This window comes from Desulforhabdus sp. TSK, assembly GCF_022836495.1.
In the GTDB taxonomy this organism is placed as follows: domain Bacteria; phylum Desulfobacterota; class Syntrophobacteria; order Syntrophobacterales; family Syntrophobacteraceae; genus Desulforhabdus.
On sequence record NZ_BQXM01000038.1, the window covers coordinates 31,396 to 48,777 of the forward strand.

At 55.3% G+C, this 17,382-nt stretch carries 15 protein-coding genes and 1 riboswitch; of the genes, 6 read left to right on the forward strand and 9 right to left on the reverse strand.

Annotation, left to right across the window (positions count from 1 at the left end; translation table 11 throughout):
• Window positions 1-188 precede the first annotated feature (188 nt).
• Window positions 189-740: a DUF882 domain-containing protein gene (locus MWC30_RS18180; protein WP_244085625.1), complete on the forward strand. Its 552-nt coding sequence runs from the start codon at window positions 189-191 to the stop codon at window positions 738-740.
• 43 nt (window positions 741-783) lie between these two features.
• Here the strand turns inward: MWC30_RS18180 and MWC30_RS18185 are convergent, their stop codons facing one another.
• Both MWC30_RS18185 and MWC30_RS18190 read right to left on the reverse strand, forming a co-directional pair.
• The gene (locus tag MWC30_RS18185) at window positions 784-1,827 is read right to left on the reverse strand and encodes a DUF72 domain-containing protein (RefSeq protein ID WP_244085626.1); all 1,044 of its coding nucleotides are present in this window, start codon (window positions 1,825-1,827) and stop codon (window positions 784-786) included.
• 39 nt (window positions 1,828-1,866) lie between these two features.
• A complete protein-coding gene (locus MWC30_RS18190; RefSeq protein WP_244085627.1) occupies window positions 1,867-3,666 on the reverse strand; it encodes an adenine deaminase C-terminal domain-containing protein in 1,800 nt (599 codons plus the stop codon).
• Window positions 3,667-4,000: 334 nt separating this feature from the next.
• Between MWC30_RS18190 and MWC30_RS18195 the strand changes: the two genes are divergently transcribed.
• From MWC30_RS18195 to MWC30_RS18210, 4 genes are all read left to right on the forward strand, one after another.
• Window positions 4,001-5,110: an acyltransferase family protein gene (locus tag MWC30_RS18195; RefSeq protein ID WP_244085628.1), complete on the forward strand. Its 1,110-nt coding sequence runs from the start codon at window positions 4,001-4,003 to the stop codon at window positions 5,108-5,110.
• Between the two features lie 65 nt (window positions 5,111-5,175).
• Entirely contained in the window at window positions 5,176-6,087 is a 912-nt protein-coding gene (locus tag MWC30_RS18200) for a PIG-L deacetylase family protein (protein WP_244085629.1), read from the forward strand.
• Window positions 6,088-6,316: 229 nt separating this feature from the next.
• Complete coding sequence (locus MWC30_RS18205) at window positions 6,317-6,694, forward strand: cupin domain-containing protein (RefSeq protein ID WP_244085630.1); 378 nt, start codon at window positions 6,317-6,319, stop codon at window positions 6,692-6,694.
• 83 nt (window positions 6,695-6,777) lie between these two features.
• Window positions 6,778-7,935 (forward strand): hypothetical protein, encoded by a 1,158-nt coding sequence (locus MWC30_RS18210; RefSeq protein ID WP_244085631.1) that lies wholly within the window; start codon window positions 6,778-6,780, stop codon window positions 7,933-7,935.
• 339 nt (window positions 7,936-8,274) lie between these two features.
• On the opposite strand, the gene MWC30_RS18215 is transcribed toward MWC30_RS18210, so the two are convergent.
• From MWC30_RS18215 to MWC30_RS18230, 4 genes are all read right to left on the reverse strand, one after another.
• Window positions 8,275-9,060: a hypothetical protein gene (locus tag MWC30_RS18215; protein ID WP_244085632.1), complete on the reverse strand. Its 786-nt coding sequence runs from the start codon at window positions 9,058-9,060 to the stop codon at window positions 8,275-8,277.
• 416 nt (window positions 9,061-9,476) lie between these two features.
• Window positions 9,477-11,798: an HYR domain-containing protein gene (locus tag MWC30_RS18220; protein ID WP_244085633.1), complete on the reverse strand. Its 2,322-nt coding sequence runs from the start codon at window positions 11,796-11,798 to the stop codon at window positions 9,477-9,479.
• A gap of 142 nt (window positions 11,799-11,940) precedes the next feature.
• The gene (locus MWC30_RS18225) at window positions 11,941-12,456 is read right to left on the reverse strand and encodes a PepSY domain-containing protein (RefSeq protein WP_244085634.1); all 516 of its coding nucleotides are present in this window, start codon (window positions 12,454-12,456) and stop codon (window positions 11,941-11,943) included.
• Window positions 12,457-12,677: 221 nt separating this feature from the next.
• Window positions 12,678-12,824: a hypothetical protein gene (locus tag MWC30_RS18230; RefSeq protein WP_244085635.1), complete on the reverse strand. Its 147-nt coding sequence runs from the start codon at window positions 12,822-12,824 to the stop codon at window positions 12,678-12,680.
• A gap of 573 nt (window positions 12,825-13,397) precedes the next feature.
• A riboswitch (cyclic di-GMP riboswitch) is annotated at window positions 13,398-13,474 on the reverse strand.
• Between the two features lie 305 nt (window positions 13,475-13,779).
• On the opposite strand from MWC30_RS18230, the gene MWC30_RS18235 reads away from it, so the two are divergent.
• The gene (locus MWC30_RS18235; RefSeq protein WP_244085636.1) at window positions 13,780-14,319 is read left to right on the forward strand and encodes a transposase; all 540 of its coding nucleotides are present in this window, start codon (window positions 13,780-13,782) and stop codon (window positions 14,317-14,319) included.
• 308 nt (window positions 14,320-14,627) lie between these two features.
• On the opposite strand, the gene MWC30_RS18240 is transcribed toward MWC30_RS18235, so the two are convergent.
• The 3 genes from MWC30_RS18240 to MWC30_RS18250 all read right to left on the reverse strand — a co-directional run bounded on the left by MWC30_RS18240 (window position 14,628) and on the right by MWC30_RS18250 (window position 17,146).
• Complete coding sequence (locus MWC30_RS18240) at window positions 14,628-15,350, reverse strand: HAD family hydrolase (protein ID WP_244085637.1); 723 nt, start codon at window positions 15,348-15,350, stop codon at window positions 14,628-14,630.
• 6 nt (window positions 15,351-15,356) lie between these two features.
• Complete coding sequence (locus tag MWC30_RS18245; RefSeq protein WP_244085638.1) at window positions 15,357-16,355, reverse strand: phosphotransferase family protein; 999 nt, start codon at window positions 16,353-16,355, stop codon at window positions 15,357-15,359.
• A 101-nt stretch (window positions 16,356-16,456) separates the two neighbouring features.
• Window positions 16,457-17,146: a Uma2 family endonuclease gene (locus MWC30_RS18250; RefSeq protein WP_244085639.1), complete on the reverse strand. Its 690-nt coding sequence runs from the start codon at window positions 17,144-17,146 to the stop codon at window positions 16,457-16,459.
• Window positions 17,147-17,382 lie beyond the last annotated feature (236 nt).

A 17,382-nucleotide genomic window follows, 5' to 3' on the forward strand; every position in this document is an offset into this window, starting at 1 on the left:
GTGAAAACCGGGGTCCAGAAAGTCTTTATTTTTTGGATTCCGGCTTTCGCCGGAATGACGAACGTTGGTTAAGTCAACAACATTGCCCCCCTTCAGGCACAAGTCTTGCATATCTCAAAAAACGGTGGGACGCTGAAAACGCTGACAGGCGCTGATGCACGCTGACTGGAACCCCGAGAAAAATAGACATGACCCGAAGACAAGCCATGAAGCTCCTTCTGCTGGGAACAGCCGCTGTTGCCGGCGCCCCGGTCTTACCGCGCAGAACGGAAGCCGCTGTGGACCTGAGATATCTCTGCAGCGGAAAACTCGATTTCTTCAATGCTCACACCAACGAATACCTGAGCATCCGGTACCTCAACCGCGAAGGCCGCTTCGATGGAAAAGCCCTGGTCCGCCTGGACCACCTCTTCCGATGCTCCTACGACGACGCACCGCACCCCATCGCCCCGGACCTCTTCCTGCTCCTGGATGCCGTCCGCACCAAACTGGGCTCTCGTGACCGACCGTATATCCTGCTCTCCGGCTATCGCTCCCCCAGCTACAATGAAATGCTCCGGCTGGAAGGGGGCGGAGTTGCCCGAAACAGCTATCATCTCAGGGGGATGGCCGCCGATGTCCGCATGGAGGGGGTGGACCTTGTCGACATCGAGAGAACGGCCCTGCTGCTGAGTATGGGGGGGGTGGGGTGTTATCCCGAGTTCGTACACATCGATGTGGGCCCCGCACGCCAGTGGTAGATTCCATGCCGATGAGTTTTTGACACTCCCGGGAGGAGCCCCGCTACAGGGGGCTCTGAGGACTCTTTTCTCCCCGATTCACCGCACCCAGGAAGCTTTCGGCGATGCGCCGGGCGATGGAGGGCGCGTTGCCGCCCGCCCGATTGTTGACCATGACATTCACGTCCACATCCTGGGCCATGCCCGCCTGCATGAGCTGAACGGTCTCCTCCACCATGGAGGGCTGCAGCATCCCCTCCACCATCCGGTCGAAAGGATGCGCCCGGGCATAGGCATCTTCGTAGCGCATTCCCCGGGGCGTCATGAGCCGCAGGACACTCTGCCCACCGGCATTGGTGAAGCGGCTCCCGCCCTTCTCGAACTGCTTCCTCAGCGGAGGGAGCCATGTCCAGTGAGACAGCACCTGCCCCACTCCATGCTTTTCCAGCACATCCAGGACGACCGGGGCGAGGTAAGATTCCGTCCTCAGCTCCACATGGTAACGGCTGTCCCGGGGGATCCCGCCAAAGAAGGAGTCCAGGGACCGGGCCAGCTCCGCCGGCGGAATCCGCTCTTCCCTGCGCTGATACTCCTGTTCGAAAATGAACCCCCGCAGATATGGGCCGAGAATCTCCCGGGCCGGTTCATAAAACCGCCGCGCGAAAGCATCGCGATCGAGATACTGCTCGTTGGGAACATACTTCCCCTGCACCAGCAGCTTCTGCGCGAAAATGGCCTGGGGCACCTTCAGGAAGAGGCCGTCACCCTCCTTCAGATGCTCCCTGTAGCGATGCAGCACGTGGAAATTTTGAGAGGCCTCACCGGCCCGTTCCAGGAGAAAGCGGTAGAACGTGAAGTCGATCTCCAGCACGCGGAAATGAGTGAAATATTCTTCCACGCTCTCCACCGGCAGGACGTCTTCGCGGAAAGACTTCCCCTTGATCTGCTTCGTGCGGCTGGTGATCCTGTCCCGGTAGCGTTCTTCGGAATAAATCTGTCCGATCCACCCGGCATAGCGATCGCTCGCCGTTCCGATAAAAATCCGCGGATGCAGCTCCCGAAAATGGTAATGCTCCAGGTCGGGAATGTTTGTGTTGGACAGTGGCATGGCCTTCCTGTCAGCGTGAGTCGGCGCCTGTCAGCGTTTTCAGCGTCCACCCTCTTTCGCATCTGAAAACAACGGGCGCGGCTTTCCATCCTTGAGGTTCACCATGCCTTCGTCGCAGATTCGCAGGTAGGGAATGGCCGCCCCCGTGAGAGCGACGAGACTCAGCAGCGGATCGGGAAAAGACACACCCCGCGCCTGCGCCGCTTCGTTGATTCCCTTTACCCCGTCGGCGAGATCGCCCAGGGGCGCCTGTGAGAGCAGCCCGAACAGGGGCAGGGGCAGCTCCCGGACAATCTTGCCGGCATCGCAGAAGACGGCCCCTCCCTGAAGCTCCGCGATGCGGTTGACGGCCACCGCCATATCCGACTCGTCGGCGCCCACGACAATGATGTCCGACGTATCCCAGGCAGCGCTGGAGGCCAGAGCGCCCGTCTTCAGGCCGAATCCTCGAATGAATGCGGTGAACAGCTCCCCGGGAGTCCCAGCCCTGTCCACTGCGGCTATTTTCAGAAGGTCCTGGTCCCTGGAAATGGCGATTTCCCCATCCTGGACGGGTACGACGGCCGTTTTTTCCGCCGTCACCAGGTCCGTCACCATCTGAATGACGCAGACATCCACCGTCGACTCCGTGGAAGGCGCCTGGACCCTGAAATCCGACGCCGTCAAGGGCCTCGGCAGACGAACCGTTTCCCTGCTCCCGGCCTGGTAAAGGTGCCGCCTGGGGGATACCGTCATGCGGCCGTTTTCGGCAACGACCTTACCGCAGCTGATCACCAAATCCGGTGAAAAATGGGACAGGTCCGGCAGGAGGACCATATCGGCATATTTGCCCGGCGCGATGCCGCCCACCAGGTGGTCGATGCCGAAATGCTCCGCCACGTTGAGGGTCGCCATCTGGACGGCACGGATGGGGTCGAAGCCATACTCCACGGCCCGCCGCACCACGCAATCCATGTATCCATGCTCCATCAATTCGCCCGGGGTAACGCCGTCGGTGCAGATGATCAAGCGCCGGAGGTCCACGGCCTCGTCCTTGACTTCCGCAATGGCCTTGAGGTCCTTTCGAATGCTGCCTTCCCTCGCCATGACGTAGATGCCCAGCCGCAGACGCTCCAGGGCCTCCTGAGCGGTGATGGGCTCATGGCAGGATGAAACGCCGCAGGCCCCGTAGGCGCAAAGCTTGTGGCCCCGAGCGCCCGCCGTATGCCCCTCGAGCACTTTGCCCTTTTCAAGGGCAAGCTCCAGTGCGGGTAGATAGACCTCCGGGGTCTGCACGACGGACTGCCAGTAGGATTCACCGAGGCCCAGCACGTCGTCCCGTTCCAGCAGGGCCTGCAGGTCTTCGGCGGAAATCCCCCGGGCTTTTCGAGAGATGGAAACCATGGCCGGGGCCGTGGAGAATATCTTGATGGGCTGGTCCTGGAACGATGCCAGGAAATCCAGTGTACCGGCCAGTCCCCCCACGGGATAGACCTCCAAAATCTCGCTGATGATGGTGGTGGCGCCGCCGGGAACCGCGTATTTGAGGAACTCTTCGATGCCGAACAGCCATGCCAGGTGGGTGTGCCCGTCGATGTAGCCGGGCGCCAGGAAGCGTCCCGCTGCATCGATGACGCGCGTGGACGGCCCCACAAGGAAACCGGAGGCTTCACCGACGGTGGCGATCCACTCGCCCTTGACGGCCACCGCGCATGGGTCCAGTATTTCTGCGGTGTAGACATTGATGACTTTTGCGTTGACAATGACGAGGTCGGCTTCGACCTTCCCCAGTGCAACATCCATGAGCCGGCACGCATTGCGTTTCTTTGCCGCCGCCAGGGGACCAAAACCATTCATCATGAGGGCTCCTTCATGCTGTCTTTTTGTATTGTACTATGGGTGAAATCGATGCCATTGCCCCTCCAGGAGACGCATTTCACGTGTCGAATGCCTTTCAATTGCCTTTTACCTTAGGCCATTTGCGTCACGGTGTTCAAGGATGTTTTTGCCGGGGCTCGGGGGCGAATGGCGCTCGATGACCCTTTTCCATGACTTCTGCCCCGCTTTTCTATTGCCGCTATCGTGGTATGATGGGTGTCAACATGGCCTCATGCCGTCATGCCGTTCTGAACATGAAATGGTGCACTTCCGGCTCATCAGCCGCGCGAAGATCGAGCAACGGGTTGAACAGCGTATGGAACCAACGCAGGGTAAACGCATCCTTGCAGTGGATGCTTTTCGCGGATTCACAATCGCCGCAATGATATTGGTGGACAGCCCGGGCTCATACCGGGACGTCTATCCACAGCTCAAACATGCCGCTTGGAACGGCTGGACATTCGCCGATACGATATTTCCCTTCTTTCTGTTCATCATGGGCGTTTCCATGGTCTTTTCCTTTGCCGGCCGCAAAGAGGCTGCACCCGGCGCAAAGGGACTGGATGTCCAGGTCGTGGACCGGACGGTCGTACTTTTCCTCCTCGGGCTTTTCATGAACGCCTACCCTCTTTTTCACCTCTCCACGCTCCGCGTCATGGGTATCCTGCAAAGGACAGCCCTGTGCTATTTTTTCGCGGCCCTGATCATGATCCGCAATGGCCCCAGGGGCCAATGCCTCTGGCTTGCCGGCCTGCTCGCCGCCTATTCGCTCATGATGCGCTTTATCCCGGTGCCCGGTGTCGGGGCATTCGTCCTGGAGCCCGGCAAAAATTTAGCCGGTTACCTGGACTCAATTCTGCTCCACGGCCATATGTACGGAGCCTGGGAACCGGAGGGTGTGCTCAGCACCCTCCCTGCCATCGTGACAACTCTCTTTGGTGCACTTGCCGGTAACTGCCTCCGCCTGCCACTCGCCGGGTCAACCAAGACACTCGCCATGGCGGCCTCGGGCATGGGGCTGGCCATCCTTGGGGTCATGCTCGATCGCTGGATGCCCATCAATAAAACCATTTGGACCAGTTCCTTCAGCATCCTCATGGCAGGTCTTGCATTCCTGGCTTTATCCGTGTTTTACTGGCTGACTGAGGTCAGACGATACACGACATGGGCGAAGGTTTTCATGCTTTTCGGGATGAATTCCATTGCCATTTATGTTCTGGCTCAAATCGTGGATCCCCTGGTGAGGGTGGTCCTGCACCGCACCGGGGAGGTTGCCGTAGCGTGGGGAAGTCGCCTGCCGACGGCATGGACCTCGGGGTTGGAAAGTCCCCAGAATGAGTCCCTGCTGTTCGGGCTTTCCTATGTCCTTGTCATGTACCTGGTCGCATGGTCGCTGTGGAAGAGAAAAATCTTCATCAAGATATGACGGAGAGATAGTCGGGACGTACATCTGTTTCATTCCGGAGTCCATTAAAAGGGAGGTAATTCCGAATGCGGAGAAAAGTGTGGCTCATGTTTGCCCTTCTCGCCCTATTTGCTTCTCATGCGGCTCGCGCGGCGGAGCTGCGGTCGTTGGAACCGCCCATTTCTCAGCAGACACGCCTCCTGGTTTTTTCGCCCCACCCGGACGATGAATGCCTCGGAGCCGGCGGGCTCATCCAACGAGTGCTCAGTGAGGGGGGAAAGGTGAAGGTGGCTTTCATGACCAGTGGGGACGGCTATCCCGAAGGGGTGGAAATGGAAGAGCACATTTCCCACCCAAAGTCGGAGGACTACCTCGAATATGGAAAAGAGCGTGAGGAGGAGGCCATCAAGGCACTGACTCTCCTCGGCATGCAAAAGCAGGATATCGTTTTCCTGGGATTCCCTGATGGCGGACTCAACTACCTGCTTTGGAAGTACCGCTCCGACCCGCAGGCATATACGTCCCCCTTCACCCTGAAGCGGCAGCCGATGCCGAAAGATATGATTGTGCCGGATACCCAGTACAATGGCCGGGATTTGACGAAAGAAATCGAACAGCTGCTGCTGGATTTTCGCCCCACCCTGGTGGCTTCGACCTCTTCTGAAGACCTGCATCCCGACCATTCCTCGACCTACTATTTTGTCAACGGGGCATTGAAGGCCCTGAAAAAGAAAGGTCCTTCCAGTGAACCGAAGATGATCACCTTTTTGATTCACTTCGGCCAATGGCCGGTGGGCCAGGGCTCCGGTACCGGTTCACGCATGAACCCTCCCGAAGAGTTCACCAATCCCCATGCGCAATGGATATCTTTCAAGCTTCAGCCGGGGGAAACAAGGAAAAAACGGGAGGCCATTCTCCAGTACCACACGCAAATGCTCGTTTTGGGACGATTTCTCTTGAGCTTTGGACGGAGCAACGAGCTGTTCATCCTGGAATAGCCAGGGAATGCCCCGAATGGTGTTGATTTAACGCCCGTTCCATTTTCACGGTAATGTCACCCCGGTGAAAACCGGGGTCCAGAAAGTCTTTATTTTCCTGGATTCCGGCTTTCGCCGGAATGACAAAAGTTGGTTAAGTCAACACCATTGGGGAATGTCGCTGCGTTGCCTCTTGCGGAGCTTCTCGATGATGATGTCAACACCCCACGAAGGAAGACAGGAGATCTGCATGAAATACGTGATTGGCATGGATGACGGGAGGAATGAACCGATCAAGGACCTCGACAACGCCAGGCGGGTGGTGCTTGTCGACAAGGATACGGTGGGTGCGGAAGACATCACCTTCGCGTTTTGCCGGTTCGAGGCCATGACGTCCTCTCACAAGAAGCACGTCCACAAGGATGCGGAGGAGGTCATATACATCCTGTCGGGGAGAGGGATCAGCGGCGTGGGCGACACTGAAGTGGAGATGAAGCAGGGAGACACCATGTTTGTGCCGAGGGGAGCCGTCCACTGGTTCTACAATCCCTTCCCCGAGGCCGTCGAGATGCTCTTCGCTTACACGAGGCCCTCCCTCCAGTCTGCCGGATACCGGATCGTCGAGTGAGATCGGTGGATCGATCGGCGAAAGGCCGCGCTGGATGGCCAAATGCTGTCGTCCCATGAGGCGAAAGGCAACAAATGGGCAAAATGGATGGTTCGAAACTCGGCGGCCCTGTGGTAGGATGGAATCTTCAAGATTCCATCGGCAAGAGAAACGGAGACATCGGAGTGCAGCGGGCGGAATACTCCGGACAGGCTCGTGGCGGCCCGGTGCAGTCGGAGCTCAAGTCCACTCTCCGAAACGCGTTGGACAAGCTCAATGGGCAGAGGAGATCAGTCGTGAAAACTATGGGCCTGATGAGAGCCACCTCCATCATTCTAGCGGTTTTTGCAGCGTCGATTTTATCCCCGGGAAAGGCGCAATCGTGGAACCCAGCCACCCACGCCTATATGGAAGAGTCCCTCTGCAGGAAGATCCGGCAGTTGGATGACGGCGAACTTCACAACAGGATCTACGGAGCGAATGCTCTGGACCTCTTCAACAATAATTTCACGGCAACCTCCCTCAAATTCGCCGCATATCTGCATGACCCGACCCAGGACAATTTCCTCAAGGTTTGGAAGGCGGCCGGCAGCAAAGGAGAAAAGGCCTTTGCCCACGGTTTCGTCAGCCATAACAACAGCTGGGGAATGGACTCCACAGGGCACCTCTCGGGAATCACACTGGGCCGGGGCGAGGGGTATGTCATCGCAAAAGCGAACGTACTCGCATCCCTGCTCAAGCCGTTGCTTGAAGAGCAATTGGGTCCTCTGTCCGACGCCGTCGTGCTGGACCTTTGTCATCACTTCATCGAGGTGGGCGTGGACTTTTTGGTCCGCAGAATGGACCCGTGCATCGGAGAAAAGCTCATGGCGGCTGCCACCTACCGCACGGATGAAGTCCCACAGCTCCTGGCAACGGCTTTTAAGGCCGATTTTTCCGCTCTTGCGGGGATCCCCGAGGAAGATGCCGCCCCGCTGATCGTGGATGCCGAAGGCGATTTCCGACCCTCATTGTGGTTATACGGGGCTGCGCTCGACCTGGATGCGGAAGACGATGCTCTGGACCTGGTTTCCGAGGGAGTGGCCAAGGTGGGCGCGGAATATCTCGGGCTGCCCGAGGGCTGGGATAGAGCCCTGGCCCCCACCGTCAAGCAGGGGATCCTGGTCGCCATAATGCTCTGCTCGCCCGATATCAAGAAAGAGCTGAGCGCAACTACGGAACGGGTGAACCTCAACCTGAGCGCTCATGGCATTTTCTGGTGATTCCCCCAGGGTATGGTTGATGGGAACAAACCATATATCGCAATGGTGTTGACTTAACGTCACCCCGGTGAAAACCGGTGTCCAGAAAGTCTTTATTTTCCTGGATTCCAGCTTTCGCCGGAATGACGAAAGTTGGTGAAGTCAACAGCATTGCCATATATCGTGCCCCTGTGTTTTGGCTATCAAGATGATGTCCTTTTCTTTCATGGTTCCATAAAAGGCAAGAAGATTGACCTGCTGCATACGAATCCAAACGTATGCTTTCGTCAGAACAGCAATTAGGGGAAGCCGGGAATTGCTGCCGCACCAATCCCTAGTTTCCCATGAGACTATATATTTTTAAAAAAGAAAAATATTATCAAAATATATTTCTCTAAAAGGATAATTGCTGTGACTGCTCATCATGATATATAAATAGAAAGATTGAAAATTAATTTCATTTGAATCAATATCGTAAAGTAATGATCCATTTTCCAGTATATTAAACCGTAGTTTCTCAAGAATGAGCTTAATTTCCTGCAATCCTATATGGCGACCAATTCGTTCCTCCGGCCACTTTTCTGTATAGAGATACTTAACAGTCCCTCTTTCCTTAATTGAAATCACAGCTCTGGCGTTATATCCTGGTGGAACCCCGATATATTCCAGTTTTAACCAGTCATCTTCCTTTTCGGGATTAGTGTTTGTAACTGTGGGACAAAGGTAAACGGCAGCTGTCAGATAACATCCATTACTCTGGTTGTTCCAGTCAAGATCCAAGGATATCTCGCTTAAGGCATGTAAGCTGAATTTCTTAACGCTCCTGACGCCGATATACTTAACTGTATCATCCCGTGTTCCGATTGTGTTCATGCCCAGTCTCAGCCGGCACTCATCCGACTTTATGGGATCGACTGCGATCACATCGATGATATTCTGTTGAATGTCTCCTTCCTGGATAATCCTCCACCGTTCAGGGTCCAGGAACCCAGCGTTAAAATTGTCTTGGAATTCAATCAACTTAGTTGTCGCGGAGACGATTGTTTTACTCGGATGGGGGGGTATATCCCATGTAACAAACCCATCGCATGTTAAAATCCCACAAAAGAGAGTAGTAAAGATGAACATTCTAATCGGTTTGCCCATACGGTGTCCCCCTATAAAGCGACACAAGAATTGACCGCTGGCGCTAAAGAATCCTCCGATCAGCACTAAAATTCTGTTCCGGGAGACCGGCACCCGCGTGCTAAAACCTGCCGAGGCTCACAAAATGGAATATCCTTTGTCGCGGCAATAAGAACCGGTGTGCAAAAATGTCCACTACGCACTGCCGTTGCCCTGGCGATAGTCTCCCGCGGGGAGCTCATAGCCATGCGGGCAGTAGTCGTTCGAGTAAATTCTCGTCTTGACCTTTACGCTATGCTTCAGCATTTGCTCCACGCCGCCTCCAGTATCGGTAGCCGGTTTGCGACGTGCCTGCGACCTGCCGAAGCATAGCTTTAGCCAGTCTGAAAATTTTTCAGGTATTTCTCTCGCTTTGAATATCCCCCATTGCTGTCGTCTTACCTGTTCTGTGGTACGAGAACAGCTGCACTGCCATTCGCGCTATTGCCGGACGCATCCGTCGCACTGTAGGTGATCATGTAGACCCGACCATCACCGTTTCCATCTCGTTCCGCTCTCAGTTGGAACCGATAATCCTCCGAGTTGAAAATTGCGCCCTGAATATCGTTTTTGGTCTCTCCGTCCCCGACACCATTTGCATCATCGGGTTCATTACTGGTGATACTCACAAGGCGAACCGTTGGATGAGCATCACAGATATCACTCACCGTGACCATCGCGGTGATATCCGCCATCTTGTGGTTCGGGGGCCACAGGGTATCGGGAGTAACCCTGACGCTGATCGTGGGCGGAGTGGTATCAACAACCGTCACCGTTGTCGAACCGCTGGCGCTGTTCCCGGAAGCATCCGTGGCGGTGAACGTGACGGTGGTGGTGCCCAGGGGGAAGACCGCCGGCGCATTATTGGTGATGACCGGATGAGCGTCGCAGATGTCCGTTGCCGTCGCCGGGGGCAGCGTGACGGGAGTGCCGGCAGCACTCGTCTGCTCCACCGTTACCGCGGCAGGAACGGTAAGGACCGGCGGGGTGGTATCAACAACCGTCACCGTTGTCGAACCGCTGGCGCTGTTCCCGGAAGCATCCGTGGCGGAGAATGTGACGGTGGTGTTGCCCAGGGGAAAGACCGCCGGCGCATTATTGGTGATGACCGGATGAGCGTCGCAGATGTCCGTTGCCGTCGCCGGGGGCAGCGTGACGGGAGTGCCGGCAGCGCTCGTCTGCTCCACTGTTACCGCGGCAGGAACGGCAAGGACCGGCGGGGTGGTATCCCGAACGGTGATGGAAACCGTGTCTGACCTCTCGTCGATATCAAGGGGGGAACCGTATCCATCGTCCACAGTCAATGTAGCGATAGTTGTGCCCAGGGGGAATGACGCAGTTGGGTTCACCCCAGTCGCCGCCCCACCAGTCCAGCTCCAGGTATAGGTCAGGGGCGCGCCGTTCGGTCCGACCGATCCGGATCCATCGAGGGTGACCGAGGTTCCTGCCAGGTTGGTCTGCTCTACATTCTGATCCAAGCCTGCGTTCGCGGTTGGCAAGCTCCCTCTGATCAAAGTCGCACCTGCTGTTGGTACGAGTTTGAGGTTATTGTCTCCGTCCAGCCGCATGCATTGCGACCCGTCGCCGCACATGGGGTAGTCAGCCAGAGCATGGTCGAAGGCATCTTTGACGGTTTCCCCATTCTTCAGGCGGTTGAAGAGGTTGTCTTGCCAGGCGACGGAGTTTGACCAGCAATCAGTGCAGCTATAGCTCTCACCTATTGCCCCCGTCCAGTCCATGTGACAGTATCCAACTGCCGCGGTATTACTTGAGGATCCCTTCCTGAATTCATAGGAGAATGTTCCCGGGCCATTGTCGCACAGGCCTCCGCAGCTCCCGATGAAGGCGAAGGGCATCTTCGTGTAACCGCTGATCCAGGTTCCCACCTGCGTCCCAGTGATATTTTCGGAATCAGGGCAGATGTTGTGGAAACTCGTGGATCCACCATGGTCCAGTTCGTAGAAAAGGGCAGTACTGCTGCTCTGGACATGGCCCCGTATCTGTGCCTCAGTAGCCACGTCGATGCCCTCTGTGTCGTATCCCATGGCATTGAACCCATTTTTTGCACTCGTCATCCACTCGTGCCAGATAGGATCGCATGAAGGGAAAGTGGCCCCCCAGTCGGGCCCATTGATGGAGAGCGCAGTGAAAGGTGGAGGAGTACCGTATCCCAGGAACCCTCCTGTGACCGCATCGAAGATGCTGATCACCAATTTATTGCTCCCATCGGGATAGAGACCATCAGAACTGTAGACCACCCAACTCGGGTGAGTCGGGTCACTCTTGACAGGGAAGACGGGGGAGTCCTGCTTCAGGATATAAAGCTGCGCACCCAGAAAACTCCCAATGACTTGGGGCATGGAGGTGATTTGCTCCCTGGTGAACATTGGAGAAACGATCGCGTCGTCCACTACCTCCAGGCGCGAGGACTGCACTTCAACATACTCCTTGGTAAGTGGATTGAACTGGACAACAGTCGTAGCACCTTCAACGATGGCCTCACCCACCATACGCTGATTCCAGTAGATTTCCTTGTCCCCGATAGTGATATGTTGGTTGAGATTAATCCGTCTCTCACTCAGATAATTATTGAGGACATCGCCTATTTTCTCATACTGTATGGCAGCCGTTCTTATGATAGCTGCCTCCGCACCCCATGCAGAAAATACTAAGAGGAGCAGCACCATACCGATCTTCGCAAATCTCATTCCACGTTTCATAATTACCTCCCATACGTTGTGTGGAGTAGAATCATTTTGGAATGGGCAAAAATCAAAGCCATCTCTTCACAGTAGATGCCGTGGCCACAAAATCATACTACGTTCAGTTGCACCCCCTGTTGACTCAACACGGGGGATTTTCTTATGTTCCAGGTGGTGTGGTTCGAATGGATGGTTGAGACGGTTTGCTGCCAGGCGAAAGGCCGGCCGGTGGCGGGGGAAGGCCATATCCGAGGACTGCTCCCGTCACCGCATCGACAATTGTTACAGTAATCTTTCGGTCTTTGCTGCTTCTCACTACCCAGCACGGATGCTTCGGGGGGGGATTTATTGGGAATACTTTCGATTCTGGCGAGATGATGTATAACGTGGCCGACGCATTCTGACCATCTACTATAGATTCAGCTTGCTCTTTTGAAATAGCGACAGTTATCTGCTCCGGTAAATCATCTCTCCAATGGACTTCCCTTTTAAGAAATCCTTTCGTGCTCTTATCAAACTGTAACAAAATAAAATCGCCTTCGACCAAAGCATCACCTATAGTCCTCTGATGCCAATAGACAATCCTGTCTCCAATCTCAAGTTTTTCGAACTCCATATTGCCTGTCTCATACCGGCCGAGCAGTACATCGTCTCTTGGAGTTACGAGGGTACCCATGGATTAGGGCGTCCAAAAAAGATCTGAATCGCCCAGATTCTTTACCCGGTTTTTGGTCTCCCGGATTTTCCGGGAAAATGGCCGCCAGAGCTTGACTTGGGAGGCTTTCGCCGGGTCCAAAAACCGGGCAACGGCCGAAAGCCGATTTGGACGCCCTACCCATGGATAGGAAGCCCGCAATAACAATCAATTCAGGGAGGATCGAGATGCTTTTCATGTTGTCACCACTCGGCCTGATAAGAAGTCACTTCTTGATGATATTCGATCAAAGATTGAGAAAGCCTTTCAAGGACTTTCGCCTGGCTGTAATAGATTTTTTTCTTCCATTTATCATGGTTTCTGACGGGATTACTGCCATCCTCGGCCATTACAGCTCCTGTTCAGGCTGGGAGTCATGGCACTTGATTCTAACAGCAGCAGGACAGCTGTCGAGACGAGAGCCAATGCCAGGATTCTTTTGCTTCGTAGGGTGATTCCTCCTTTGAAAGAGACCGTTGTTGGACAGATGAGAAATCCGGCACTATACGACCATAGAGGAAGAGTGCCGCCAAGCCGACCTGGTTGGTCTTTCCGGGTGTCACCTCCTTTCAGAAAGGTATCGCGGCTGCCGATAGCCATAGCACCCACCCTTCCAGGTCAATGCTGTTGACTTAACCAGCTTTCGTCATTCCGGCGAAGGCCGCAATCCAGGTAAATAAAGACTTTCTGGACCCAGGTTTTCACCGGGGTGACGTTAAGTCAACAACATTGTCCTTCCAGGTAGACCCTGCAGGGGAAGGCTACGTACCAATACGCACTGCCACTGGCCTCACTCGGGCTCCATCGTTCAAAGAGAACCTTGAGTAAGTTCTGTGTTACCCACAAATGATTGGTCGCTGAGGGACAAAGCGGTTCAAAACAAAAAAAGCCGAACCACCTCATGCGACCTTGACGCGGTCGCGATCGGCAGCCCGGCTGTCTTCGTTGAAGACCCGCAGCTTTCCGCCTCCAGATCACTCTGGATTTGGCTTTAGAGAAAAAACAAAAAATTCTTCCGAGCTACCCTGTCAAATAGCCATGGAGCTCTTAAGGAAGTGCTGGAGAAGATATTTGAGATTCACACGCTCCTCCACAGTGAGAGAGACTGTCAGACGAGGCATCAGAATCCAATGGCCTCTGTTTTGAATATTTTAAGCCTTTGTATCATAATGTTAATACAAATACAAGAAAAAAAGGCTCATCGCAAATTGACGTGAAAAGTCGTTGGCGATGTCACTTTTGACGGGACATCCCTTTCAATTTAGCATAGATAAGCAGTGGATACCCTAACCGAGAGGTTTTCCCATGAAACTGCTCATCGGCGGCAATCCACAAGCGGTACGAAACAAACTCCCCCACGCCAAAGTGGTGGTCGATCGATTCCATGTCATGAAACAACTGAACACCCGACTGGCCCAGCTTCGTACTGCGCACCAGAAGCGGCTCCCACCCGAAATGCGATCAGTGGTCAAAGGCAGCCGGTGGATCCTTGTGCGGAATCGATGCGAGTTGTCACCTTTGGAGGAAGCCCACCTGAGCAAGATACTCGAATCCTGCCCCGACCTTCGAACATTGTACTTGCTCAAAGAGGAGTTCCGGCACTTCTTTGAAAAAGTCCACGACAGGCAGAAAGCTGCTCGATTTCTATCTGCCTGGATTCTCAGAGCGAGGTTAACCGGGAACAAATACCTGGCCAAATTCGTGACCACCCTTCGCAACTGGTGGGAGGAAATCCTCAACTACTTCATTGACCGAATTACCAATGGGTTCGTCGAGGGGCTCAATGGCGTCTTGAGGACCATGAGGCCCTCCCTCCAGTCTGCCGGATACCGGATCGTCGAATGAGATCGGCGGATCGATGGGCAGAAGCCCCTCCTGCAAGGAGTCCGTGGCCCAGGTGAACACGAACTTGAACGCTCACGGCATTTCCTGGTGATTTTCCGAGGCCGGGAGAGTCGAATACTGTTTCCCTGAAAAGTCCCTCAGGAGGGGGCGCATTTTATTCTCCCCTGTGAGCGAAAACCCATGGGAGGTTGACTGAACCAACCTTCATCATTCCGGCAAGAGCCGAAGTCCAGGAAAATGAAGACTTCCTGGACCCCGGTTTTCAACGGGGCGACGTTGGCTCAACAGCATCGCCCCCACACCCAATGTCATTTCAATCCTTCAATGACTTTTAAAACATCCTCAAACCGTGACACGACGTAATCGGGGATGACATTTTCATAAGATTTGCTCCCCTGGTTGGAATCGACGAAAATGGACCGGATGCCCAGCCGGGCTGCCCCATGGATGTCGCGATACATGTCGTTGCCCACGTATAGCACGTCGGCAGGCCCGAGGCGCAGGCGGTCGAGGGCCATCTGCATGAGCCGCGTATCCGGCTTCCTGTAGCCGTAGCTCCCCGAGAGGATGACAGGATCGAAGTAGCCATCCAGTGTCACGGCCTTCATTTCGGGCAGGGCATAACAGGGCTGAGCGTCGGAAACGAGGGCCATGGGGCAGGTGGTGCGGAGCTGGTCCAGCACCCCCGTGACACCGGGGTAGAGCCGGAGGCGCTTGCGCGACACAGCACGGTGGATGTGGGCGAGGACCGTGGACAGGCTTCCGCGGGCGGCCGGCTCCCGTATTCCTTCCTGCTCGAGGAGGCTGCTCCAGATGGCCTCCACGTCGATTTCCGGGTATTCCTCGGCACTCGCCTCCTTCTGCCCCTTCATGATGTCGTAGTAGCGGTCCCGCACTTCCCACCGGTGGAGGTAGACTCCCTGGTAGGTCAGATAATGGGCGACAGCACGGTAAATTTCTTCCAGAGACTCGTCGGTCTCGATATCCAGCAGCGTTCCATAGAGATCGAACAGGATGCCCTTGATGGCCATGGCCCTCTACCTCAGTGTTTTCCTGGCTTCGTCCAGGAGCTGCCGCCGGTACTTTGCATCGATCCAGGTGTTGCGGGCGATGCGCAGCAGGGTTACCCCCATGTGAAAGGGAAGGCGGCGGGTAATGCTCGCAAAGGCGCTGTGGCGGTCTGGAAAATGACCGGCATACTCCCAGACGAAATGGCCGATGAAGGGCTCCGCCGCCGAAGGGTTGCCCGCGTGCCGCATGAAGAAATGCTTGAGCTCCCCGGCCACACGCCCCACGTCCAGCACCCGGTCGGCCGTCTTCATCCGCTCCAGGTCGATGGCGATGACCCAGGGGCCGTCGCCGAAGAGAATATTGGCGGGCGTCACGTCGCCATGGACGAGCACCCGGCTGTCCTGCCACATGCATTCCTTTTCACGCCAGCGTTCCTTGAGGCGGTGGAGCTCCCGCGCTTCGTGACAGTCCATATGCCTCCAGTTTTCCAGCCGGCCGACAATCCGATCGAAGTAATCGCAGTCCCTCGCGAAATCCACCCGCTCACCGGAAGCGGTCCTGTTGTGCAGCGTCGCGAGAAAACAGGCGAGCGCGCCGAGCTTTTCAAAGAGGGGCTCTCTCGCTCCCTCCCGAATCGCCTCGAGGATGAAATCGATGAGCGGCCTGCCGTGGCAGTACTCCTCCACCAGCACGCAGCCGAGGTCGGCATTGCGGCCGAGGGGGCGGGCGATGTAATGGGGATAGCCGGTGAACCCGAGGCCCCGCAGGTGATGCAGGTTGTTGAATTCGCGCTCCATGCAGTGAAAAGCGGATTCCGGCGAGCGATCCGACGTGCCTCCGAAAAACTTTCCCACCAGGCGCACCCCGGTGTGCCGGTCTTCGTAAAGGTAGACGTGGTTGGAGCCGACAAGGCGATACACCCGAAAGTCGGGGGAAGTTCCGCCGACGCCGAGCTGCGGGAGGATCTCGCGGGAGAGATAACCGTAGAGCGGATCGTTTCGGGACAGGCGGCCAAGATATTTCATGAAGGCTCAACGGTTGAGTTGTCGTTTTTGATATAAAACCCCCGCCTTCGATCGTTTCTCTGCACTCTTGGCTTCTCCGCAGTGAAAAATGTCGTTTATGGCTACTCCGGCAACGCGAACAGATCTCTTGCCTTGAGCTCCAACTCGATGGTATCGATCCGGAAAGTTTCTCCTTCTTCGTAGAGCTCAGGCTTTTTATAGATCCCGGCGTCCAAAGTGTATTTCTCCACATACTGTCGATCCGGGTGAACTATGAAATACTCTCTGACACCGAACCGCTCGAACTGGTCTCGTTTTTTCTTGCGGTCTTTCGTTTCCGTGCTCGGCGAGATCACTTCGAAGAGAACATCCGGAGCGCCGAAAATCCCGGCCTCTTTGATCTTCGACCGGTCGCAGACAATGAGGACATCCGGCTGTACAACGTCCTTATCCGAGAGGATTACGTCCGTTGGAGCCATGAACACCCGGCAAGGGTGCCCTTTGCTTTCCATGTCCCTCTCGAGGAGAAACACTATCCTTAACGCTACTGCCTGATGGACGGTAGTAGGGGCTGGCGTCATATCGTAGATTTCTCCATCCAGGATTTCGCAGCGCAGGTGATCCGGAAAGCCTTTGTAGTCCTCGTACGTATATGAAGCCTTTTCGTGTGCGAGGTTTATTGCCATGCCCTGTTTCCTCCTGAGAGGGTTAGGTGAACTGATCGTTGCAGCCTTCACCCCCACCCCCGCTGCACATCTCTCAAGCGTTGGAGGCCATATCCTCCTCCATCCAGGCAGGAACATGGCTTCCATAGAGAAGATCCGGGTCGATATCCGCTCCATTTTCCCAGGCAACGGTGCCGAGCTCTTCATCTACGCGCACGGTTCGGAAGTAATTTGGGGCGGTGCAAACTTTCTCTTGGAGGTCTCTCGGAAATATAAGTCCTTATTTTAGATTGAGAAAAGTATAGAGTCAGGCATTTCTCAATCATTTTTTCTATAGGCAGATAAAACTCTCGGAAATTCATGGATCATTGACGGATAATCTG

Excerpts from the sequence above, each read along its gene's own strand:
- MWC30_RS18180 (WP_244085625.1), top strand. The coding sequence starts at position 189 with ATGACCCGAAGACAAGCCATGAAGCTCCTTCTGCTGGGAACAGCCGCT.
- MWC30_RS18185 (WP_244085626.1), bottom strand. The coding sequence starts at position 1,827 with ATGCCACTGTCCAACACAAACATTCCCGACCTGGAGCATTACCATTTT.
- MWC30_RS18190 (WP_244085627.1), bottom strand. The coding sequence starts at position 3,666 with ATGATGAATGGTTTTGGTCCCCTGGCGGCGGCAAAGAAACGCAATGCG.
- MWC30_RS18195 (WP_244085628.1), top strand. The coding sequence starts at position 4,001 with ATGGAACCAACGCAGGGTAAACGCATCCTTGCAGTGGATGCTTTTCGC.
- MWC30_RS18200 (WP_244085629.1), top strand. The coding sequence starts at position 5,176 with ATGCGGAGAAAAGTGTGGCTCATGTTTGCCCTTCTCGCCCTATTTGCT.
- MWC30_RS18205 (WP_244085630.1), top strand. The coding sequence starts at position 6,317 with ATGAAATACGTGATTGGCATGGATGACGGGAGGAATGAACCGATCAAG.
- MWC30_RS18210 (WP_244085631.1), top strand. The coding sequence starts at position 6,778 with ATGGATGGTTCGAAACTCGGCGGCCCTGTGGTAGGATGGAATCTTCAA.
- MWC30_RS18215 (WP_244085632.1), bottom strand. The coding sequence starts at position 9,060 with ATGGGCAAACCGATTAGAATGTTCATCTTTACTACTCTCTTTTGTGGG.
- MWC30_RS18220 (WP_244085633.1), bottom strand. The coding sequence starts at position 11,798 with ATGAAACGTGGAATGAGATTTGCGAAGATCGGTATGGTGCTGCTCCTC.
- MWC30_RS18225 (WP_244085634.1), bottom strand. The coding sequence starts at position 12,456 with ATGGGTACCCTCGTAACTCCAAGAGACGATGTACTGCTCGGCCGGTAT.
- MWC30_RS18230 (WP_244085635.1), bottom strand. The coding sequence starts at position 12,824 with ATGGCCGAGGATGGCAGTAATCCCGTCAGAAACCATGATAAATGGAAG.
- MWC30_RS18235 (WP_244085636.1), top strand. The coding sequence starts at position 13,780 with ATGAAACTGCTCATCGGCGGCAATCCACAAGCGGTACGAAACAAACTC.
- MWC30_RS18240 (WP_244085637.1), bottom strand. The coding sequence starts at position 15,350 with ATGGCCATCAAGGGCATCCTGTTCGATCTCTATGGAACGCTGCTGGAT.
- MWC30_RS18245 (WP_244085638.1), bottom strand. The coding sequence starts at position 16,355 with ATGAAATATCTTGGCCGCCTGTCCCGAAACGATCCGCTCTACGGTTAT.
- MWC30_RS18250 (WP_244085639.1), bottom strand. The coding sequence starts at position 17,146 with ATGGAAGCCATGTTCCTGCCTGGATGGAGGAGGATATGGCCTCCAACG.